This window comes from Nocardia sp. FBN12, from assembly GCF_050320175.1.
Classification (GTDB): domain Bacteria; phylum Actinomycetota; class Actinomycetes; order Mycobacteriales; family Mycobacteriaceae; genus Nocardia.
The window spans coordinates 2,504,167-2,524,334 of record NZ_CP190048.1 but is presented as its reverse complement, the minus strand read 5'-3'; the positions used below and the strand labels follow the sequence as shown (position 1 = coordinate 2,524,334).

At 65.8% G+C, this 20,168-nt stretch carries 20 protein-coding genes, 1 tRNA gene and 2 pseudogenes; 15 read left to right on the top strand and 8 right to left on the bottom strand.

The features are described from left to right. Positions 1-120: 120 nt before the first annotated feature. From ACQHI0_RS12240 to ACQHI0_RS12220, 5 genes are read left to right on the top strand one after another with little or no spacing between them, the layout of a single operon-like run. Entirely contained in the window at positions 121-474 is a 354-nt protein-coding gene (locus tag ACQHI0_RS12240; protein ID WP_427908054.1) for a lycopene cyclase domain-containing protein, read from the top strand. Beyond that, positions 471-803: a lycopene cyclase domain-containing protein gene (locus tag ACQHI0_RS12235; RefSeq protein WP_427908053.1), complete on the top strand. Its 333-nt coding sequence runs from the start codon at positions 471-473 to the stop codon at positions 801-803. The genes ACQHI0_RS12240 and ACQHI0_RS12235 overlap by 4 nt, the downstream gene beginning before the upstream one ends. Continuing rightward, positions 796-1,557: a class I SAM-dependent methyltransferase gene (locus tag ACQHI0_RS12230; protein WP_427908052.1), complete on the top strand. Its 762-nt coding sequence runs from the start codon at positions 796-798 to the stop codon at positions 1,555-1,557. Before ACQHI0_RS12235 ends, ACQHI0_RS12230 begins: the two co-directional genes overlap by 8 nt. Then, positions 1,557-3,131 (top strand): FAD-dependent oxidoreductase, encoded by a 1,575-nt coding sequence (locus ACQHI0_RS12225; RefSeq protein ID WP_427908051.1) that lies wholly within the window; start codon positions 1,557-1,559, stop codon positions 3,129-3,131. Before ACQHI0_RS12230 ends, ACQHI0_RS12225 begins: the two co-directional genes overlap by 1 nt. Continuing rightward, positions 3,128-4,147, top strand: a complete 1,020-nt coding sequence (locus ACQHI0_RS12220; RefSeq protein WP_427908050.1) for a DUF5914 domain-containing protein — start codon at positions 3,128-3,130, stop codon at positions 4,145-4,147. Before ACQHI0_RS12225 ends, ACQHI0_RS12220 begins: the two co-directional genes overlap by 4 nt. Before the next feature lie 99 nt (positions 4,148-4,246). Here the strand turns inward: ACQHI0_RS12220 and ACQHI0_RS12215 are convergent, their stop codons facing one another. Next, the gene (locus tag ACQHI0_RS12215) at positions 4,247-4,567 is read right to left on the bottom strand and encodes a hypothetical protein (protein WP_427909400.1); all 321 of its coding nucleotides are present in this window, start codon (positions 4,565-4,567) and stop codon (positions 4,247-4,249) included. Here ACQHI0_RS12215 and ACQHI0_RS12210 point away from each other — a divergent pair. Both ACQHI0_RS12210 and ACQHI0_RS12205 read left to right on the top strand, forming a co-directional pair. Continuing rightward, positions 4,461-5,072: a fasciclin domain-containing protein gene (locus ACQHI0_RS12210; protein ID WP_427909145.1), complete on the top strand. Its 612-nt coding sequence runs from the start codon at positions 4,461-4,463 to the stop codon at positions 5,070-5,072. The two genes, ACQHI0_RS12215 and ACQHI0_RS12210, sit on opposite strands and share 107 nt — an antisense overlap. A 54-nt stretch (positions 5,073-5,126) precedes the next feature. After that, a complete protein-coding gene (locus ACQHI0_RS12205) occupies positions 5,127-5,621 on the top strand; it encodes a DUF6764 family protein (RefSeq protein ID WP_427908049.1) in 495 nt (164 codons plus the stop codon). 125 nt (positions 5,622-5,746) lie between these two features. Here the strand turns inward: ACQHI0_RS12205 and ACQHI0_RS12200 are convergent, their stop codons facing one another. The 3 genes and pseudogenes from ACQHI0_RS12200 to ACQHI0_RS12190 form a co-directional block, all read right to left on the bottom strand. Next, a complete protein-coding gene (locus ACQHI0_RS12200) occupies positions 5,747-7,045 on the bottom strand; it encodes a glycosyltransferase (protein WP_427908048.1) in 1,299 nt (432 codons plus the stop codon). A 27-nt stretch (positions 7,046-7,072) separates the two neighbouring features. Then, positions 7,073-7,357, bottom strand: a complete 285-nt coding sequence (locus ACQHI0_RS12195; RefSeq protein WP_427908047.1) for a DUF2867 domain-containing protein — start codon at positions 7,355-7,357, stop codon at positions 7,073-7,075. 118 nt (positions 7,358-7,475) lie between these two features. Then, positions 7,476-7,790, bottom strand: a pseudogene (locus ACQHI0_RS12190) (DUF2867 domain-containing protein); the annotation flags it as partial. Between the two features lie 496 nt (positions 7,791-8,286). Here ACQHI0_RS12190 and ACQHI0_RS12185 point away from each other — a divergent pair. After that, positions 8,287-8,476: pseudogene (locus tag ACQHI0_RS12185) on the top strand (transposase); the annotation flags it as partial. Between the two features lie 188 nt (positions 8,477-8,664). Here ACQHI0_RS12185 and ACQHI0_RS12180 read toward each other — a convergent pair. Beyond that, positions 8,665-9,672, bottom strand: coding sequence for a MerR family transcriptional regulator (locus ACQHI0_RS12180; protein WP_427908046.1), 1,008 nt, complete (start codon positions 9,670-9,672; stop codon positions 8,665-8,667). A 307-nt stretch (positions 9,673-9,979) separates the two neighbouring features. Between ACQHI0_RS12180 and ACQHI0_RS12175 the strand changes: the two genes are divergently transcribed. Beyond that, positions 9,980-10,996, top strand: coding sequence for a recombinase family protein (locus ACQHI0_RS12175; RefSeq protein ID WP_427908045.1), 1,017 nt, complete (start codon positions 9,980-9,982; stop codon positions 10,994-10,996). Here ACQHI0_RS12175 and ACQHI0_RS12170 read toward each other — a convergent pair. Then, positions 10,975-11,062, bottom strand: a tRNA-Leu gene (locus ACQHI0_RS12170). The two genes, ACQHI0_RS12175 and ACQHI0_RS12170, sit on opposite strands and share 22 nt — an antisense overlap. Before the next feature lie 492 nt (positions 11,063-11,554). On the opposite strand from ACQHI0_RS12170, the gene ACQHI0_RS12165 reads away from it, so the two are divergent. Further along, entirely contained in the window at positions 11,555-12,715 is a 1,161-nt protein-coding gene (locus ACQHI0_RS12165; RefSeq protein ID WP_427908044.1) for a serine hydrolase domain-containing protein, read from the top strand. Positions 12,716-12,813: 98 nt separating this feature from the next. After that, the gene (locus ACQHI0_RS12160; RefSeq protein ID WP_427908043.1) at positions 12,814-14,070 is read left to right on the top strand and encodes a diguanylate cyclase domain-containing protein; all 1,257 of its coding nucleotides are present in this window, start codon (positions 12,814-12,816) and stop codon (positions 14,068-14,070) included. Positions 14,071-14,078: 8 nt separating this feature from the next. Here the strand turns inward: ACQHI0_RS12160 and ACQHI0_RS12155 are convergent, their stop codons facing one another. Continuing rightward, positions 14,079-14,813 carry an ATP-binding cassette domain-containing protein gene (locus tag ACQHI0_RS12155; protein WP_427908042.1) on the bottom strand — a complete coding sequence of 245 codons (735 nt, stop codon included), beginning with the start codon at positions 14,811-14,813 and terminating at the stop codon, positions 14,079-14,081. A 175-nt stretch (positions 14,814-14,988) separates the two neighbouring features. Between ACQHI0_RS12155 and ACQHI0_RS12150 the strand changes: the two genes are divergently transcribed. The 4 genes from ACQHI0_RS12150 to ACQHI0_RS12135 are packed head-to-tail and all read left to right on the top strand — an operon-like array spanning position 14,989 to position 19,459. Then, entirely contained in the window at positions 14,989-16,359 is a 1,371-nt protein-coding gene (locus ACQHI0_RS12150; RefSeq protein ID WP_427908041.1) for an MFS transporter, read from the top strand. Between the two features lie 46 nt (positions 16,360-16,405). Then, a complete protein-coding gene (locus ACQHI0_RS12145) occupies positions 16,406-17,065 on the top strand; it encodes a response regulator transcription factor (RefSeq protein WP_427908040.1) in 660 nt (219 codons plus the stop codon). A gap of 16 nt (positions 17,066-17,081) precedes the next feature. Further along, complete coding sequence (locus ACQHI0_RS12140) at positions 17,082-18,545, top strand: sensor histidine kinase (protein ID WP_427908039.1); 1,464 nt, start codon at positions 17,082-17,084, stop codon at positions 18,543-18,545. Beyond that, positions 18,542-19,459 carry a TAXI family TRAP transporter solute-binding subunit gene (locus tag ACQHI0_RS12135; RefSeq protein WP_427908038.1) on the top strand — a complete coding sequence of 306 codons (918 nt, stop codon included), beginning with the start codon at positions 18,542-18,544 and terminating at the stop codon, positions 19,457-19,459. The genes ACQHI0_RS12140 and ACQHI0_RS12135 overlap by 4 nt, the downstream gene beginning before the upstream one ends. A gap of 2 nt (positions 19,460-19,461) precedes the next feature. Here ACQHI0_RS12135 and ACQHI0_RS12130 read toward each other — a convergent pair whose 3' ends face one another. After that, the gene (locus ACQHI0_RS12130; protein WP_427908037.1) at positions 19,462-20,133 is read right to left on the bottom strand and encodes a TetR/AcrR family transcriptional regulator; all 672 of its coding nucleotides are present in this window, start codon (positions 20,131-20,133) and stop codon (positions 19,462-19,464) included. Positions 20,134-20,168: the final 35 nt, after the last annotated feature.

Here is a 20,168-nt window from a genome sequence, read left to right as displayed (position 1 = left end):
TCGAGGGGAAGTGGGTCTAGTTTGTGCTCTGAGCACCTGAAGCCTCGGGATCCCTGACCTGATGGACCGATGGTTTCACCGCTTGGACCGCGTGTTGTTGACCGAGAGTTAGGTGACACGATGGAGCGCTGGCAGTACCTGATCGTCATGGGACTATGTCTGGCGGGAACCCTGCCGCTGGAGTCCTTCGGCGGGGGCGTATACCGGCGCCCCGCCCGGCTTGCCCGTTGCGTGTTCCCGGTCGCCGCCGTCTTCCTCGTATGGGACGCGATCGCTATCGCTGCCGGTGTCTGGACCTACAGCCCGCGCTACCTGACTGGCTGGTCGCTACCCCTGGCGATACCGGTCGAGGAGCTGGTCTTCTTCCTCGTCATCCCGCTGTGTGCACTGCTCACCTATAGCGCGGTCGAGGCGATTCTCCATCGGCTGCGCCCCACCGCAGCATCCTCGTCACCTTCGGAGCGGACCCGATGACCGGCCTCGGTTATACGTTGCCCGCGCTGGTCGCGGTGGCCCTCGTGTGCGGATGGGAGCTCGCGATCCTGCGAACCGGACTGTTCCGTCGGCCCGGCTATTGGCTGTCCATGATCATCGTGCTCAGCTTTCAGATCGTGGTCGACGGCTGGCTCACCAAACTCTCAGCACCCTTGGTGCTCTACAACTCGACACACATCACCGGGATCCGGTTGCCATGGGACATCCCGATCGAGGACTTCCTGTTCGGCTTCGCCATGGTCACCGCGGTCTTGCTGCTGTGGGAACGCGAACGAATCCGGGATCGAAAGGTGCGCGCTTATGAATGACTCCCGAATCGGCGTCGACGGGCTGTCGCGCGAGGAGGTCCCGGCTGCCTTCGACGCGGTCGCCAACGATTACGACCGACTCGTCGCGGTGAACCCCGGCTATCACAAACACCTGCGCACCTCCGCGCGTCGGATGCAACTTCCCGACCGCGGGGCAGGTCTGCGACTGCTCGACGCCGGCTGCGGCACAGGTGCTTCCACCGCCGCGTTGCTATCGGTCGCCCCGCACGCAGAGATCGTCGCTGTCGACGGATCGGCACAGATGCTCGAACGAGCGCGTGCCAAACCGTGGCCCGATTCGGTCCGGTTCGTACACAGCCGCATCGAGAGTATCGAGGCCGCAGGCGTTGTCGGCCCCTTCGACGGAATCTTCGCCGCCTATCTCATGCGTAATCTCGCCGATCCTGACGCCCAACTTCGCGCGTTCGCCGCTTTGCTCCGCCCAGGCGCCCCCTTGGGGGTGCACGAATACTCGGTGGCGGAATCGAGGTGGGCTCGCATCGTCTGGAACACGGTGTGCCGCACCATCATCGTGCCCGCGGGGTGGATGCTCAGCCGAGACGCCACTCTGTACCGGCACCTGCAACGAAGCGTCGTTTCCTTCGACAGCACCTCTCGATTCCGAGAGCGGCTGCGCGACAACGGCTACACGGCCGTCGGTAGCGAAACCGTTTCGGGCTGGCAACACGGCATCGTGCACACGTTCCTGGCGATTCCCGATCCATCTCACAACCTGGATGGGGATGAGAGCTAGTGGACGCCGCGATCGGCCGCGATCGGCGCATCGTCCACCATGTCGCCGCCCGCCCTGTCAGCCATAGGCCGGGCACACGCCCATACGTGGTAGTGGTCGGCGCCGGCATCGCCGGGCTGACCGCCGCTACCGGACTCGCCGAACGCGGCATCGGTGTGGAGGTGATCGAAGGCCAGGACTATCTCGGCGGCCGCGTCGGCGGTTGGACAGACACCCTTCCCGACGGCACCCCGATCGCCATGAACCGCGGCTTTCATGCCTTCTTCCGGCAGTACTACAACCTGCGGCAATTGTTGCGCCGCACCGATCCCATGCTGCAGCGCATGATGCGCGTCGACGACTACCCGCTGCTGGATGCCGAAGGTCGCCACGATTCCTTCCGTGGCCTGCCGCTCACGCCGCCATGGAACGCGCTCGCCTTCGCGGCGCGCAGCTCAACGTTTCCGCTGCACGAGTTGTGCCGACTCGATGCCCGGGCCGCGGCCCCGTTGGCGATGGTATCGGTGCCCGCCATCTACGAGCAGTTGGATCATGTGGACGCGGAAACGTTTCTGCAGAAGATCAAATTTCCCGTCGCCGCACGCCACCTGGCCTTCGAAGTGTTCTCCCGGAGCTTCTTCGCGCCACCGGAGCAGATGTCGGCCGCCGAACTGGCTGCCATGTTCCACATCTATTTCCTCGGTTCCAGCGAGGGTCTGCTCTTCGACGTGCCGACGTCGAACTACGACACCGCGCTGTGGTCGCCGCTGAGCGAACACCTCGAATCGCGCGGAGCCCGGATCCGCACCGGAGTGACGGTCGCCAGAGTGCAGGCTGGCGGCGACCGAACCTTCCGGGTCCACGACGACGTGGGGGGCGTTGTCGATGCCGATGCGATTGTGCTGGCGACCGACGTCGCCGGGCTGCGTCGTATCGTCGCCGACTCCCCGGATCTCGGCAATGCCGAATGGCGCTCACGGATCCAGGCGTTGCGCAGCGCCCCACCGTTTCTCGTCCATCGCCTGTGGCTCGATCGGCCCGTCGCGGGGGACAGGCCCGCGTTTCTCGCGACCGGCGGCATGCCTCCGCTGGACAACATCAGCGTCCTTGACCGCTATGAGAATCAGGCCCGCTCCTGGGCCGAGCAGCACAACGGTGCGGTGCTCGAACTGCATGCCTACGCACTGTCCGAGGTTCGGACACCGCAGCTCGAGCGTGAGATCCGCGCGCAGCTCCTCGCCCGACTCCACCGTCTGTATCCGGAGACAGCCGATGCGCGGATCGTCGGTGAACATGCGCAGTGGCGACAGGATTGCCCCATGTTCGGGGTAGGCGACCACGCTCACCGCCCGGCCGTCCGGACACCACACGACAAGCTGATGTTGGCCGGCGACGGCATCCGTATCGACCTGCCTGTGGCATTGATGGAACGTGCTGCCACGACCGGCTGGACCGCGGCGAATGCGCTGCTCACGCAATGGGGCATGCCTGGGCACGACCTGTACACGGTGCCTACCACCGGACGACACGCCGTGCTGCGCCGTCTCGCCGCGCGCACTATGTCGAAAGCGACACTTCAGGAGGAATCTGTATGAGCGACAGGATCTTTCGGCGCTGGCCCACCGGCTGGCCGGTGCAACCTGTCGATTCCGAACGCTGGTCCACACAAAATCCCACCTATCGCGACGCCGACCCGGCGGTCATCGGCGCCGCTTTGGAGCGGTCGCAGAATCGTCCGTCGGGTAACTGGTACGTCTTCGGCGCCAGCCGTGACATTCGAAACGATCGGCCTTCCGGTGCCACGGTCGCCGGCGTAGAGCTCGTGGCCTGGCGCGACCAGCACCAACGCCTGGTGGTCGGACCCGGTGCGTGTCCCCACCTCGGTGCGCCTTTGGCGCAGGCGCGGGTCGACTGCGGGGCACTGGTATGCCGCTGGCACGGCCTGCGGGTAAGCGGTGCCGGTGGACCGGGTTGGTCAGCGCTGCCGTGCCACGACGACGGCGTTCTGGTCTGGGTCCGGCTCGACCACATCGGCGATGAACCGCCCTTGGATGCGCCGGTCATCGGTGCTCGTCCAACATCGGATCGCGTGATCTCGGCGGTCGCCACCGTGACCGGAGTATGTGAGCCCGCCGACATCATCGCCAACCGGCTCGACCCCTGGCACGGATCCTGGTTCCACCCCTACTCGTTCACCCATCTAGAGGTACTCGAATCCCCAGCGGCAGAACACGACGCGGCCGACTCTGTGGAACGGTTCGTCGTCGCGGTCACCTTCCGGGTCGGCGGTCGGCTCGGCGTCCCCGTGCACGCCGAATTCATCAGTCCGGAACCGCGAACGCTGACGATGCGCATCATCGACGGCGAAGGAGCGGGCAGCGTCGTCGAAACCCACGCCACTCCGCTGGGTGCCGGACCTGACGGGCAGCCACGCACGGCAGTCATCGAAGCAGTGATCGCAGACAGTCCCCGGCGTGGTTTCCGCGTTGCTCGTCATGCCGGTGCCGCGCTGAGGCCGCTGATGGCACACGCCGCGACCCGGTTGTGGCGTGACGACCTCGCCTACGCGGAGCGTCGCTACCAATTGCGCACTCGCCAACGCATCGAGTAGACCCCGACAGTAATGCGTCAATTCTGCATCGTTTGCCCGATCGTGTCCGTTACGCTCCTAGCATCACTTGAAGTGATAACCGCGCATGTTGGCGACCACTCAGCAACTTCTCGCAGTGACGGATGTTTCGCACAAGCCCGCATGATCGATCTCGGGTGGAGACTCCTCTTCGGCCGCTGGCGTGACCTGGACAAAGGTTCGATGAACGTCGGAAATCGTGGTGGCGAATCCCGCTGCCTCGTCGGAAGAGAAGAGAGTGAACGCGATGAGTATCAACGTACGAGTGAGCGTGGCAGGAGTAGGGGTGGTGGCGATGGCCTTGTTCGGCTCTGTGGCGTGTACGTCAGATGATTCGTCGTCGGACTCGGCGGCAACAACAACGGCGCAACCGATGTCGACAGAATCAATGGCACCGACCACGGGTGCCTCGGTCGGAGCGAATCTGGTGGGCCCGGGCTGCGCTGAGTATGCCGCGCAAGTCCCGACCGGTCCGGGGTCGGTGGAAGGCATGGCCAAAGAGCCGGTGGCAGTGGCGGCATCGAACAATCCGCTCCTGACCACCCTCACCGCCGCGGTGTCGGGCAAGCTGAATCCGCAGGTCAACTTGGTCGACACCCTCAACGGTGGCGAGTTCACGGTCTTCGCTCCGGTGGACGAAGCCTTCGCTGAGATCGACCCGGCCACCATCGAGAGCTTGAAGACCGACACCCCCACACTGGAGAAGATTCTCACCTATCACGTAGTGCCCGGCCGGATCGCGCCGAACGCCATCGCGGGCACCCAAACGACGGTGCAGGGTGGCACGGTGACTGTCACCGGCTCCGGTGACGACCTGAAAGTCAACGACGCGGCAGTGATCTGCGGTGGCGTCGATACTGCCAACGCCACTGTCTACCTGATCGATTCGGTTCTGATGCCGCAGTGAAGATCCGGTCGATATCTCGACGAGACGCAGTGAACAGCTCTAGAGGAGATTGAAATGAACAGTCACCACTACGGCCGAGCGGCAGGAGTCGGGTTCGGCGCGGCCATCGCGATTGCGGGTGTGATCGCGATGGCTCCGACTGCCGCCGCAGCGCCAGTTGAATGCCGAGTTCCCGGAGCGGGCACGATCGAGAATTCCTCGGACACTGCCCAATGCTCCGCGTCGAGCGTCGGCGGAAGCGCCGCCGCCGCGTTCGGACTCGACGGATCGGCTACGGCATCCACCGGGCCGCAGGGGCTTGCTCTGGCGCTCGGCATCGGCGGAGGTGCCGCGACATCGCAAGCACAGCGCCTTGCCGGGCCGGCCGCGATTGCGTTCGGTCAAGGATCCACCGTCGACGCTACCGGTGTTCGTCCCGGCTTGGCGCTCGGGATCGCGGGCCCGGGTGCGAACGTCACCATCGATGGGGTGACCAGACCGACCTGCACTGGTGGCCCCGCGCTCGCTGGGGACCTCCAGACGTTGAACGGATGCGTCTCCCTTGGATGAGGTCTTGCACGATCGGGTGAGCCGTAGATCCGACCTCGAATAGTCAGCTTCCCAAGCTGGGGTCGAGGACACCGTGCCCTGACGTGCTGTCTCCACTTATCGGTGCCGGTAAGTGGAGGCAACCCCTACTCGGCATCGGCCAGTGGAATCGGGTTGCCGGTGACCTCAGCGAGTGCATCGGCGATTGTTTTCAGTGGTGTTGCGGCGATGAAGTCGCGGCGTAGCTGGTGTGCTGAGGTGCGATAACTGGGGTCGGTTAAAATCCGATCGACTGCGGAGCGGATGACACCGGGTGTCGGATGTGCTGTGCCGAGGTTGATCCCGGTGTTGGTATGCGCAACGCGGGCTGCGACTTCAGCTTTGTCCGCGGTCTCTCCGGCGACGATTACAGGTATGCCGTAGCGGAGGGCGTGTTGCACGCCGCCGTACCCGCCATTGGTGATCACGAGATCCACCCTGGGCAACAGCTGTTCGTAGGACAGGTAATCGGTGAGATAGACGTTGTCTGGGATCGGCGTGCTGAGGGTGTGGATAGGCCCGCCGCCGGTCGTGGCGATGACAAGACAGTCGTCGCGGTCGGCGAGCGCGCGCAGGGTGGGTCCGATGAGCTGGTCGAGGTCGGTGTTGTCCCAGGTCCCTTGCGTGACGTGGATTATCGTTCGCGCGATGCCCAGCCGATCCGCCCAGGGCGGATCGCCTCGTTCGTCGGGTGCGGACGGGAAGATCTGGCCAGTGAACGTGACGGTGCCGGGCAGGTCGCTGCGGGGATATTCGAAGCTGGGCACGGTCAGTTGCAGCACTTTGTCAGCCAGTCGTGGCCAGTCGGCGAGGAAGACCGGCGACCGTGCGACACCGACCTGCTGCAGGGCTAGGTTGAGTCGCTTCTGCGTACTGGCGAACATGACCCGATGAACGAACCGGGTCATGTTGTCGTAGTTCACCGATTGCCGAGGCGGCCAGCCCATACCGAACGGTGGCGTATGGACGCTCGACAACGTCAGCGGACCGACGCCACACACCAGAATCGGCGGGCGGGGATGCCCTGCGAGCAGGTGCGCGAGCGCGCCGGTGAAGGCGAGATCGACCAGCACGGCGTCGATCGGTTCTCGGCGCAGGGCCTCTTCAAGCGCGTCGGATTGCGCAGTCAGTGGCGCGATGAACACCGACGACAGCTCGGCGCGTCCCCGCAGGTAGCGGCGAATCATCGGCGGAAGCCTGCTCGGTCGAGCGGGTGGTGGCGGGTGGATGTGCGCCTCTGGTGGCAGCACCGCGAATCGTAGTCCGGCTCGGTGGGCCTGGTCGCGGTAGTCGGCGCCGGTCAGCAGGCATACATCGTGGCCGCGGCGACGTAGATCGGCGCCGATGTGCAGCATCGGGATGACATGTCCGGCAATCGTGGCGGCGGCTAACAGGTAGCGAGCCAAGACATTCCTCCAGACTGTAGTTAAGCTTCAACTTGGCCTAGCCGCGCCGTCGGAGGAGGTGCGTTCGGCGGTTCCGGTGATGTTGCGGACCATGCCGCCGAACACGGCGTTGTGAAACGGTGTGATTGCCTTCCAGTAGAGGTGCCCGGCAAGTCCGTGGGGTTGGAATATCGCCCGCTGCCAGTAGCGGGAGCCCCCGTTCGGGTCGGGTTCGACGCCTGGTTCGAGCCATGCCAGTCCCGGGACCTGCATTTCGGCGCGAAGTCGCAGCAAATGGGGTCGGTCGATGTGTTCGACGCGCCACCAGTCCAAGGCTTCGCCCAGATGCAGGTGGTGTGGGTGGTTGCGGCCTCGGCGGTAAACCGACTCCGCCGGTGACTCGGTCGATCCAGCCGCGTAGTGACCAGGCGAGCGGAAATGAATACCAGCCGTTCTCGCCGCCGATGGATTCGATTACTGCCCAGAGGGTGTCGGGGTCTGCGTGGGAGTGGTGCTCGCGAAGATCCTCGTAGAGGGAGCCACTGGACCAAGCCGGGTCGGTGGGCAGCGGATCCGACGGCGCGCCGAAGGTGCTGGCGTCGGACCAGCGGGTGGGTACCTCGGCGTTGCGAATTCGAGTCAACGCCAACTCCACGGCACGTTCGTAGCGGGTGAGGCCTTCTGCGGGATCGGGGATGTGCACGGAGATATCGTGCTCGCCGCACACGACTTCATGGACGAGTGATTCTATGAGCGGAACGGCCATAGCACGCGGCACTGGGGTCACCAGGTTGACCCATTGCGCCGATAGCCATGGTGTGAGCACCGGGACCGGTAGCACTACTCGGTAGCCAGTTGCACCGAAAAACACACACCGCATGCGCGATCATCCCCTTTCGGTTGCGGATGCAGAGATCGGACAAGGGTGGCGGTCGCGGTCCGGCGCCTCGATATCTGCCAGATCCGCCAACCACGTGCCCACCACGACATCTATTGGCATCTCCGCATTCCTCTGACTCGAAGGACTCGCGCGGCGAGCGCCTTGCCTGGTCATGCTGGATGCATAAATGATTCATGATTTCGGCGGTTCGCGCATCCTTTCGCATGCAACCGCGCGTCGAGTCGGCATTGACGCGTATCGGTTTCCCGCAGGATGGAGCCTTAGAGGATGTCTCACGTCGTAGTCGGGTAGTCGCGATCTGACCGGAATCTGGTGTGGTGCATGATCTTCGGTCGTAACCGACAAATTGTCGTTGCGTTTGGTGCCCGATGAGCTGTGGGAGCTGGTCGCGCCGTTGTTGCCGGCGTTCTCACTCCGCCGCCAAGGCGGCGGGACCGCACCGACCGATGAACGGGCCGTGTTTCACCGCCGTGGTCTACGTGTTGACCAGCGGATGCGCGTGGCGGATGCTGCCACCCTCGTTCGGGGTCACAGTCCCGACCGTATTCAAGCTCTGTGGACGATCTGTTTCGGCAATATCGCGTGATCGCCACTCGGGCGATCGAGGTGCTGACCTCTCTAAACTGAATCCGATGGCTACCAGCGACGTTCCGTACGGCAGTCGGGGTGTGCGCGACGATCTCCACCTGGTGTGCGGCGGGTGTCGGGAGATGGCCGCAGGTTTGCTGTAGCGAGCTTCTCAGGCCGTATCAGGTCTGGTGGACCCGATCTCATGACGCGCGGGCGCGGGGTGAGCGATCCGATCTACCGCGTCGGCCAGCGTCGTGATCGGAATTGCTGCATCCGGCAGGATAATCGTGTCCCAGCCAGGTCCGCCGACGAACACTCGTGCTCCGGCAGAAGCGCAGGCGTGTATTGCCGATGTGAGCGCGGTGGACTCGTGCTGGGACCACAGTGCAACGTCGGGGCTGCGACCGGTGCGCGCGAGGGTGTTGGCGATGGCATCCGTGGGCATGTCGGCGCCCAGCATCCAGGTGCCTACACCGCGCTCGGCGAGCGCCGCCCGCAATGCCTCGAGCGGAAGTGCGTGGGTTTCTCCGCTCGTACATGCCAAAACCGCGGAATGACTGTCTGCGCGCACAGAGGTTGGGATGTAGCTGTGCAGAGCTGCTGTGATCGACCACGACAGCAGGTGTTCGATGTCGATGCAGCCCTCGCCGTCGAGCTGGCGCGTGACGATCGCGGTGAAGGCGGGGCGGCAGAGTAGGTCCCAGGTGTCGATGACTCCGAAGGCTTCCAGATGTGCTGTGAGGAGTGCAGACACTGTCCGGGTGTCGATAGCGAACACGGCCGTGAGCAGCGAGGTCCAATCGCCGCGTGTGGGAGTGGCGCGCCGCCTAGCCACCGACGCTGCCGCGCCGGCTGGACTCGCGCCCGCACGGATCTGGGTCAGCATGTGTTCCAGGTCGGCGATATCGGAGGCGTTGTAGAGGCGATGCTTCCCCGGCTGGTGATCGGTGGGGCCGATGCGGTATCGACGGTTCCAGCTGCGCAGGGTAGCGGTTGGTATGCCGACCCGCTCGGCGACCGCGCGTACCGTATACCCGGCCGCGTCGGAAGCGGGAGTGGAACCGGCAGGCATCGCTACAGTCTGCCTTGGAGCAACCGGGTTCGGAAATCTGTTGCCGCGATCAGGGGCGTCAAAGGGCGTGTGGGCTTTGGGGAGGGGCCGCAGGATCGAATGCAAGAGTGGCGGAATGCACTGGGGTGATCTATCTCTTGGCGGATGAAGTCCCGCGATACGGTCATGCATCGTTTCTGCATCATAAAATGATAGCCCGCAAACGGAGCAACGCAACGGGAGTTGTGCAATCGTCAGCGCAAGAGACGGGTGGACGGCGCAAACGCCACCGAAAACATCGACCGCTCTTTGCGTCCATCCCCGCGTGTGCGGTGACGTGGCCGTCTGGACTATGCCGCCCGCGCCCCGCGGGGATGGTCCATGATCGCGCGCGGGGTCTTCTCCCGCCATCTTGACGGCTCCGCAGGTTGCCATGGTCGTCGCCGGAGCAATTCCGTGCCCGTCGGCGCATCGTCGCGAGCAGAACAAGCATCGTGCCGGTGACGGCTGGCAGGGCTCTACGGTTGCAGCGATTCTGCAGAACCCGCGCTACACGGGCTATGCGATCTTCGGGCGTTGGAGCAAACGCGAAGAGTTGTTGGATCCCGACGACGTCGCCGCAGGGCATGTCGTCCGGTTCAAGCGTTCGCCCTCCGAACGCATCGTCAGGTCCCGTCGGCCAGCGCATCCGGCGATCGTTTCAGTCGAGACCTTCACTGAGGCAACGCTTCTGCGCCGCAAGCGGGCAGGGATGAGTAACCGTTCCCGCAGCCGGCTCGAGCGGACCAGGCCAATTCGCTCCGGTGGTATCTACCTGTTGCGGGGGCGGGTCTACTGCAGTGCCTGCGGCCGCAAGATGCAGGGCGAAGTGCTGCGGGGAGCCGTCTACTATCGTTGCCGCGCACGGAGTTTAGCTCCTGGCAGTGCGACTCAGCACGAGCATCCCCGGACGGTGAATCTGCGCGAGTCGCATCTCATCGAACCTGTCGACGGCTGGCTCGCGACCCTGTTCGATCGGAAGAATCTGGACACCACCGTTGCGGCATTCGTGGATGCCCAGAACGACGACGGCATCGATTCTCGCCGTCAGGCGTTGCGCCAACGTATGGGACAGGCGCAGATGAAGATCGGGCGTCATCTCGCGGCGATCGAAGCCGGGGTCGATCCTCAGGCTGTCGTTGAGGCACTGAATTCAGCTCAGGCGGAAAAGGCGGCTGCGGAGGTTGAGCTGAACAACCTTCCGAAGGTTGAGAGGCTGACTGACACTGAACTCCGCAAACTGATCGAGTCCTTGGGTGATGTCCGCGCGATTCTCGCTGCGGGTGCACCAGATCATAAGATAGAGCTCTACGCGTTTGAGCTCCAGGTGCGCTTTGCACACCTGGAGCATCGTGCAACTGTTAGTGCATCCCTGTGTGGGGATAGCACTGGTGTCCGGAGGGGGACTTGAACCCCCACGCCCTAATACGGGCACTAGCACCTCAAGCTAGCGCGTCTGCCATTCCGCCACCCGGACTTGCTGGTGTGCCAAAAGATTATCCGACGCGCTGTCGGAAACCAAATCGCCTGGCTGACCTGCTGTTTGTTCCGGTTCCGAGCACTCGTTTGGCACCGCGCGCAGCGCTCTCGCTCGTCCTCCCGTCGGGACCGACGCCGATCCCGGTCCCGGGCACCACTGTCGACGCGCTGGCCGCGCCGCGCGGATCCTCGTCGTGGCCCCGAGCGGCACCGGCTACTACTGGGCATCCACGTCATCAATGGGTTGCTGATTGATTTCTACCGGGTTCGACTGGGGGGAGTTAAGGTTGGATCGCGCGACATCACCCACTCCTGAGCAAACGCTGAACGGAGAATTATGGGACACCGGACGAGTATCGCAGTTTGTGTCGTGACCGCGGGATTGTTCATTGCCGCCGGCTGCGGGACGTCGTCGGATTCCGGCGGCGGAGCCACGAGTTCGTCGGTCGGTTCGGCGGTCGAACCCGCGTATGCCGCCACCCTAAGACCGGTGATTACCCAGCTGATGAAGGACAATGTCATCCCGGGCGCGGTCGTGGTCGTCAAATCGCCGAAGGAGGGCGATTGGACCGAGACGTTCGGCACCCGTGTCATCGGTGCGAACGACCCGATGTCGGTAGACGACTACTTCCGGATCGCGAGCAACACGAAGACGATGACGTCGACGGTCATCGTGCAGTTGGTGCAGGAGGGCAAGCTCGCACTCGAGGACCCGATCGCCAAATATTGGCCAGGTGTTCCGAACGGGGACGAGATCACTATCGCTCAGCTCTCCGAAATGCGAAGCGGGCTCTACAGTTACACTTTCGATCCGCAGTTCAACGCGATGCTCGACAGTGACCCGAACCGGGTGTGGACGCCAGAGGAGTTGCTCGCGATCGCCTTCTCGCACCCTGTCAATTTCGCCCCGGGGGCGAAATTCGATTACTGCAATACCAACATCATCCTGCTCGGGCTCGTGATCGAGAAGATCACGAAGATGTCAGCGGCCGAGAATTTCCAGAAGCGGATCTTCGAGCCGCTCGGTCTGAAACACACCTCGCTGCCTGCGGCGGCCGACCACTCGATCCCCGATCCGCACCCGCAGGGTTACGCGTTCGGCACCAATGTCTCCACTATCGACACGTTCGCCCTGCCGCCCGAGGAACAGGCCGCCGCTCTCGCGGGCACACTGCAACCCAGCAACGCCACCGACGCGAGCCCGTCGTGGACGTGGACGGCGGGTGCCGCGATATCGACGGTCGATGATGTGGCTACGTATGTGCGGGCACTGGTCGAGGGCGACCTACTCGACGAAAAGATGCAGCGAGTGCGCATGGACAGCATCCAGCCGATCGATCCGGCCGCTCCCGACGTCGCGGGCTACGGTCTCGGGATCGTCAGATTCGGCTTGCATCTGTTCGGACACGACGGTCAGATACCCGGATTCATGACGTTCATGGGCCATGACCCCGCGTCGGACCTCACGATCGTGGTCGCCACGAACCTGGCGACGGTGCCGTCGGGCGAGGGGTCGGCGCTGGTGCTGGTCAAAGGCATGCTGCCGGTTTTCTATGGCAACGAAGCGGTGCCAGGCAATCCGGCCGCGCCGACCACCGGCGCGACGACCTCGCCCACCAGCCCTGCCGGACCGACCACTACGGGCAGATGACCTCACGATGACACCCTGCTGATCCGATGTTCGCATGCAGTGAGGCAATCGTTGCTTTACTGCTCGAAAGAGTTCCGGAGTCCAGGGAGGTGATATCGATGGTGCCCGCTCGACGGTTCGCCCGACAATGGGCCGCGCAACTGGCTACGGTGGCGACCCTGGGACGTGGAGAAGACGAGCTCGTCGACATCCTCGAAGATCTCCTGGCCCGGCTGCTGATCTCGCTGGCCAACCCCGCCTGGGATCCGACCATCGGTGAGAATCTCGGGATCGCGGTCGCCGATCTGGGTTTCCGGTCTCCCGCCGCCATCGACGCTTCGCTGCCGACCCTGCGTGAAGTCTGCGTGCACGCCGGCGTGACACCGGAGGTGCTGACGAGCCTGGCCTCGCGATTCGGTCTCGGCATCGGGCGCAGTCTCACCTCCGAGTCGGTGACCGCGCACGCCGCCGACGGGTTCGAGATCGCGTTCCGGCACGCATCGGTGGCCATCTCCATCGGCGATTCCCGGGGCCGCATCATCGACGCCAATCCGGCCTTCGAACGCTTGCTGGGGTACCCGCTCGACCACCTACGGGGACTCGACGGCTTCGACCTGGCCGGTGACACCGCCGAGGTCGAACGCCAACGTATTTTCGCCGAGCTCGCCGGGAACGATTCGGGCACCGTGCGGTTCGAGAGCGAACAGACCCGGCCCGACGGTTCCACGAGGTGGGTCGGCTGGACCGTCACCCACTGCCTCTCGGACGACGGCGAGCGGACCTACCTGCTCGGCTTCGGCCAGGACCTCACCGAGCAGCACACCGCGGCGCAACGGCTGCACTGGCAGGCCCACCACGACCCGCTCACCGGACTGACCAACCGGCGTGGTCTCCACACCGAGCTGCACTCGCTCATCGGCGCCGCCGCCGCCGGTGCGAGCGCGGCGGTGTGCGCGCTCGACGTCGACGGGTTCAAAGCGGTCAACGACACCTACGGACATGCCGTGGGCGACCAGATCCTCGTCGAGCTCGCCGAACGCCTGCGGCGATGCCTGAGCACCGATCAGGAGGTGCTCGCTCGCCTCGGTGGGGACGAGTTCATCGTGGTACTCCCGCCCTCGGCCGTCGACCGGACCCGCGAGACCGTCGATCTGCTCCACGCCGCGGTCGTCGAGCCGTTCGCCCTCCCGGGCGGACCGGTATCGGTGTCGGTCAGCATCGGCGCGGTGGTGACTCCTTTGGCAGGCAGGCGCGTTCCCGACTTGCTCGCCGAGGCCGACGAGTGCCTCTATCAGGCCAAAGCGCTGGGCAAGAACCGGTGGATCCTGCGCACTGACCCGGAACCGGGATCGACGGAAAGTTCCTCACGCCGGTAGCCGTTCGGTCAGCGGCTCGCGCCGAGGATGGCCCGCACGAAGGTGTCGGTGGATTCGGTCAGCTCCGCCGTGGTGCCCGCGGCGAGGACCCTGCCCTCGTGCAAGATCACGAGCCGGTCGGCGAAGCCGCCATGGGCGAGTACCTGGACTTCGTTGCTGACAACGAGAACCGCCGCCCCGGAGTCGGCGTACTCGCGCAGTGATCTCCACACCTCGTATGCCGTTCCCACATCGAGGGAATTGGTAGGTCCATCCGCGATGAGGACGGGTGGCGCGGGCAGTAGCGCGGCGGCGAGTGCGGCGCGTTGGATCTGGCCTCCTGAATGTTGCTGGGGGAGCAGGTCCAAGGTGTCGGTGGGATACTGCGCCGCTGCGCAGGCCCGCTCGATACTCCACGCTCGGTGCCGTTGCTGCAGCGTCTGCAACTGTGCACCCACTGTCGTGTCGGGGTCGAAGGCTGTCACACCTTCTTGCGGCACATAGCCGACGATGCGTTCACGCAGCGCGTGCCAGTGCTGACCGTCGACGGCTGCGCCGTTGATCGAGATGAGTCCCTGGTGCCGCGCGGTTGCTGGCAATCGGCCGGTGAGCGCCGAGGCGAGGATCGTCTTCCCGGCGCCGGGTCCGCCGAGCACGGCGGTGATCCGGCCTGCGGGTACGGCGAGATCCACGTCTGCGAGCACGGTTCCGCTCCAGCGGCCGGTGTCGATGTGGACGGTGAGGCCGGACAGTTCAGCGGTCATGGATCAGCTTTCTGGATGGCATCCACCCATTGTGCGGCTGCGGCCGATCAGGGTGGGTCGCCCGATCGTCCTAAGGGAAGGTTAGGAACTGCCCATGCGGCTTCCTTTTGGCTTGTGACAGCCGACACAGTGGTCTGCGACGGTGCAAAGCCGCGCCGATAGAGGAGGGTCCAAGGTGACAACGACACAGGCCGGTGGTGAACGGCGAGTAGTAGCGAATGTGCTGCGCGGCTCGATCGGCAATCTCGTCGAGTGGTACGACTGGTACGTCTACGCCGCGTTCAGCGTGTACTTCGCGAAGGCGTTCTTCCCGGACGGCGACCCCACCGCGCAGCTGCTGTCGACGGCAGCGGTGTTCGCGGTCGGGTTCATCATGCGCCCGATCGGCGGCTGGGCGCTCGGACGCTACGCCGACCGGTTCGGTCGCCGCGCCGCGCTCACCCTGTCGGTGACCGTGATGGCCGCGGGGTCGCTGATGATCGCGGTGACTCCCGGGTTCCAGACAATCGGCATCGCGGCGCCGGTGTTGCTGCTCATGGCGCGGCTGCTGCAAGGACTCTCGGTCGGCGGCGAGTACGCCACCAGCGCCACCTACCTGTCGGAGGTGGCCTCCCCGGGGCGGCGCGGGTTCTACTCGAGCTTCCAGTACGTGACGCTGGTCGCGGGCCAGCTCGTCGCGCTCGGCGTGCAGATCATCCTGCAGCAGATGCTCTCGTCCGAGCAGATGTACAGCTGGGGCTGGCGTATTCCGTTCCTGATCGGTTCCGGTGGCGCGATCGTGGTGATGCTGCTTCGACGCGGCATGGACGAGTCGGACTCGTTCAAGGCCATGGAGAAGACATCCGAAACAGGCAAGGCGGCCGCGGGCAGTTCACGTGGTTCGCTGCGGGTCCTGCTGCAGTACCCCCGCGAATGCCTGCTGGTGGTCGGCCTGACCCTGGGTGGAACCGTGGCGTTCTACACCTACACGACCTACATGCAGAAGTTCATGATCAATACCTCGGGCATCTCCAAGGACACCGTGGCCTGGATCAACTTCGTCGCGCTGCTGGTCTTCGTGGTGCTCCAGCCGATCGCGGGCGGTCTGTCGGACCGGGTCGGGCGACGCAAGCTGCTGATCTTCTTCGGTGTCGCGGGCACTGTGCTGACGGTGCCGATCATGACGGCGCTCGCGCACACGTCCAACCCGCTCGCGGCCTTCGGCCTGATGATGACCGCACTGGTGATCGTCACCGGCTACACCTCGATCAACTCGATCGTGAAGGCCGAGCTGTTCCCCACCAAGATCCGGGCACTCGGCGTCGGCCTGCCGTACGCGCTGACTGTCGCCATCTTCGGTGGAACCGCCGAGATGATCGCCCTCGCGCTGAAGAAGGCGGGCCTCGAGTCCCTGTACTTCTTCTACGTCGCCGGGTGTATCGCGATCTCCCTGCTCACCTACTACTTCATGCGGGAGACGTCGGCCGAGTCGACCATCGACGCCGAAAGCGGCGTCGACGCGGAGGCAGTCGAGCCGGATCGGGCGATGGCCGCCGTGCGTGGCTGACCGTCCGGAATACGCGCCGGTCCTTCCGCTATGGGAGGATCGGCGCGTGCGGCTTGCGGTGGTCGAGGACGACGACGGTGTGGGCGACGCCCTGGTAGAGGCGCTCACCGCGCGCGGCTACCGGGCCGAGCGCATGCGCCGTGGCGCCGATCTGCTCATCGCCCATCGTGACTACGACGCCGTGCTCCTCGACCTCGGACTGCCCGACGCGGACGGGCTCCAGGTCCTGCGGCAGCTGCGCGAGGTCAGCGCAGTCCCGGTGCTGATCCTGACCGCCCGCAGCGATGAGCGCTCGATCGTGCGCGGGCTGCGCGGCGGCGCCGACGACTATGTGGTCAAGCCACCGCGGATCGCCGAGCTGATGGCGCGGTTGGAGACCGTGCTGCGCCGGGCCGCGGCCGTCGCCCAGCGGGCCAGGACGGAGGTCGTCACCGGTGATGTCCGGGTGGATCTGCGCGCCAGGGTCGTCGAGGTGGCCGGTACGCCGATCTCGCTCACGCAGAAGGAATTCGAGCTGGTCGAGGTGCTGGTGGAACGCCCGGGCGCCGCGGTGAGCAGGCAGCAGCTGATGGACCGCATCTGGGGCGACGCGTTCGTCGCGGTCTCGCGCTCGCTCGATGTCCACATGACCGGGTTGCGCGCCAAGCTGAACCGGCCAGGACTGATCACCACCATTCGCGGCTATGGCTATCGGTGGGGCGAGTGAGCGCCGGAGGCCGGGCATGCGCCGCAGACTGCTGACGGCGCTCACCGTCTTCGCGGCGCTCGCGGTGCTGGCCTTCGCGGTGCCGTTGTCACTGACCGTGGCCACCAGCCGGACGCAGCAGTTGGTGCTCGGCCGTTCCGGCGACGCCGACCGATTCGCGACCCTCGCCGGCGCGGCGGCGTCGGCGGGTGGGACGCAGGCGCTCGCCGACGAGGTCGGTCGCTATCACGAGCTGTACGGGGAGAACGTACTGGTCGTCGATGCGCGCGGGGCACCGATCGTCAATGCTGGGGTCGAGGTGAGCGATCCGGGAATCAGCGCCGCGGTGGCGGCGGCTCGCCGCAATCAGCGCCCGCAGCAGGCGGATCGGCTGACGCCGTGGAGCGCGCCGGTGATGCTCATCGCGCGCCCTGTCGGCACCGGGGTGCAAGTGAACGGCGCCGTCGTGATCGAGGCGTCGACCGCCGCGGCGCGCTCGTCGATCGCCCGGATGTGGGCCGTGATCGCGGTGGGCGGGCTCGGCGCAATGGGATTGTTCATCCTGTTGGCGCTGGTGCTGAGTCGATGGGTGCTGCGGCCGCTGGCCGCGATGTCGGGGGCGGTCGCCGAACTCACCGCGACCCTGCCGAAGCCACGTGGCCGCGCCCCGATAACCAGAAGATACGGCGGCCCACCTGAGATTCGCGACCTTGCCGAATCGGTCGACGCCATGGCCACCGCCGTCGGCGACTCCGCCGACGCGCAGCATCAGCTCGTCGCCGATACCGCGCATGCCATGCGAAACCCACTCGCCGCCTTGACGATTCGTCTCGACTCGCTGGAATCGGCCGTCCCGGAACGCGCCACGGGGACCTTCCGCGGGGCGACCGTGGAGGTGGAACGGCTGACCGCGCTCCTCGACGACCTGCTGGAACTGGCTGTGGCCCAAGCGCCCGCGGCTTTCGGCACCGCGGCGTCCGCCGAGGAATTCTGTGACCCGGCGCAGGTCGCGGCCGACCGAATCGACGCGTGGGCGCCGGCGTTCGACGAGGCAGGGATGCGATTGACCACGGCACCCGCCGAACCCCGATCCGGCGAGACCGTCGCGGCGATTCCTGCTCGGCCTGCCAGTGGCGAGATAACCGGCAGTCGCCCCTCGGCGGCGATCAGCTCGGCGGCTCTCGCGCAGATCCTCGATGTGGCGCTGAGCAATTCGTGTCGATACGCGGGATCCGGTGCACGCACCGTCGTCGAAGTGTCGGCCGATCCCGGATGGGTGACGGTCCGGGTCACCGATGACGGGATCGGCGCCGCGCCGGACGAACTCGACAAACTCACCGCCCGGTTCTACCGCGGTTCGACGGCGGTCGCGGGCGGTACCGGGCTGGGCCTGTCGATCGCGCAGGCGTTGGCCAAGGCGTGGGGCGGGACTTTGACAGTCGAGGCAGTGCGGCCGCACGGGCTCGCCGTGGCGGTCCGAGTACCCGAGGTGGCGCGATGAGCGCGCCGATCTCGCGTCGCCGGATGATGGCACTGGCCGCGTTCGCCTCGATGGGTGCGTTCGGATGCGGCGCGAACGACCGTGCGACCGTACGACTGGCCTCGGGCGAGGACGGCGGTTTCTACTACGCCTTCGCGCGACTGCTGGCTACCGCGGCCGCGAACAACACCGACGATCTGCGCATCGAAACGGTGGAAACCGCTGGATCGCAACAGAATCTGCGGATGGTCGCCGACGGCGAGGTCGACACGGCACTGGCGCTCGCGGATTCGGCGAGTGACTTCGGTGGCCGGGTGGTGGCGCTCGGTCGCGTGTACGAGAACTATCTGCAGCTGGCGGTCCGCACCGACGGTCCGATCGCCGAGGTCGGCGACCTGCGTGGACGCCGGGTCAATCTGGGCGCCGCGGGCTCGGGAGCCGCGTTGACCGGTCAGCGGCTGCTCGCGACCGCCGGGCTCGATCCGGTCGACGTCCTGGTCGAGCACCGACCCCTCCGTGAGGCCGCCCAGGCGCTGACGGACGGCACCCTCGACGCGTTGCTGTGGGCAGGCGGCGTGCCGACCGGTGCACTCACCGTGCCCGATCCGATGCGCCTGATCGACCTCGGCGCCCTCGTCACACCGATGCGCGAACGGTACGGTCCCGTCTACGACCAGGTCGCCATCCCCGCCGACGCCTATCCGGGCAGCCCGGCGGTCCACACCATCGGCGTGGCCAATCTCCTGCTCGCCGCCGCGACCCTGCCCGACGAGACAGCGGCCGCCATCGTCGAACTGCTGGTCCGGCGTGCCGATTCGCTTGTCCCCGCCGAGGCCGCGGGCACCCAGTTTCTCGACAGTCGATTCCTGATCGGCACCGGAACGGTCCCGCTGCACCCCGGCGCGGCCGAGGTCTACCGCCGCTGGCACGGCTGACGCTAGGTGAGCCGGCTGGGTTCGGACCGCCGCAGGTGACTTTCGGGTCCCAGAATCTGGTCGACGACCACGAGGAAGATCTCGGTCGACTCGTCGACGAGCTCGTCGCGCGTCAGGTCGAGAGTTCCGTTGAGCCAGCCGTACACGGTCTCGTACAGCCCGCCGACGAGGTGCATGGCGGCGAGCTCACCGTAAGCGCCTGCGGCCGTTCGGTTCTCGGGGCTGAGCTGCTTACTCACGGTCGCCAGCACGAGGGCGGCGAAAGTGCGAATCGTCGCCGTGCGGCGGGTGTTGAGGACGGGGTTGAGCTGGGCTTCGGTGAAGGCGATGCGGATCAGGCGGGGATCGTCGGCGACCATTTGCAGGCCGGCGGCGATGGCCGCGTGCACCTTGTCGCGCAGGGGATCGGGGGCGGCGCGCACCCGCTCGGCGATCAGTGCGGTCAGCTCACCGATCACCTGGTCGTAGATCTCGGTGACGACGGCGTCCAGGTTGGTGAAGTTCTCGTAGAAGTATCGCTCGGTCAGTCCGGCCTGGCGGCAGAGGCCGCCGACGGTGAGCCGAGCCGAGCCCTGGGTGCCGACGATCTCCCTGGCGGCCTCCAGGAACGTGATCCGGCGCTGCGCGCGCCGCTGTTCGGCGGGCACGCCCGCGTACGCGCGATCCTTGACCATGCGCCGAGTCTGCCACAACGCCTTGTCAGATTTCC

What these genes read in the sequence shown, in the direction of transcription:
- ACQHI0_RS12155 (WP_427908042.1), bottom strand. Translation starts at nt 14,813, where the DNA reads ATGACCGCTGAACTGTCCGGCCTCACCGTCCACATCGACACCGGCCGC.
- ACQHI0_RS12235 (WP_427908053.1), top strand. Translation starts at nt 471, where the DNA reads ATGACCGGCCTCGGTTATACGTTGCCCGCGCTGGTCGCGGTGGCCCTC.
- ACQHI0_RS12205 (WP_427908049.1), top strand. Translation starts at nt 5,127, where the DNA reads ATGAACAGTCACCACTACGGCCGAGCGGCAGGAGTCGGGTTCGGCGCG.
- ACQHI0_RS12210 (WP_427909145.1), top strand. Translation starts at nt 4,461, where the DNA reads ATGGCCTTGTTCGGCTCTGTGGCGTGTACGTCAGATGATTCGTCGTCG.
- ACQHI0_RS12135 (WP_427908038.1), top strand. Translation starts at nt 18,542, where the DNA reads ATGAGCGCGCCGATCTCGCGTCGCCGGATGATGGCACTGGCCGCGTTC.
- ACQHI0_RS12230 (WP_427908052.1), top strand. Translation starts at nt 796, where the DNA reads ATGAATGACTCCCGAATCGGCGTCGACGGGCTGTCGCGCGAGGAGGTC.
- ACQHI0_RS12220 (WP_427908050.1), top strand. Translation starts at nt 3,128, where the DNA reads ATGAGCGACAGGATCTTTCGGCGCTGGCCCACCGGCTGGCCGGTGCAA.
- ACQHI0_RS12160 (WP_427908043.1), top strand. Translation starts at nt 12,814, where the DNA reads ATGGTGCCCGCTCGACGGTTCGCCCGACAATGGGCCGCGCAACTGGCT.
- ACQHI0_RS12240 (WP_427908054.1), top strand. Translation starts at nt 121, where the DNA reads ATGGAGCGCTGGCAGTACCTGATCGTCATGGGACTATGTCTGGCGGGA.
- ACQHI0_RS12175 (WP_427908045.1), top strand. Translation starts at nt 9,980, where the DNA reads ATGGTCGTCGCCGGAGCAATTCCGTGCCCGTCGGCGCATCGTCGCGAG.
- ACQHI0_RS12140 (WP_427908039.1), top strand. Translation starts at nt 17,082, where the DNA reads ATGCGCCGCAGACTGCTGACGGCGCTCACCGTCTTCGCGGCGCTCGCG.
- ACQHI0_RS12130 (WP_427908037.1), bottom strand. Translation starts at nt 20,133, where the DNA reads ATGGTCAAGGATCGCGCGTACGCGGGCGTGCCCGCCGAACAGCGGCGC.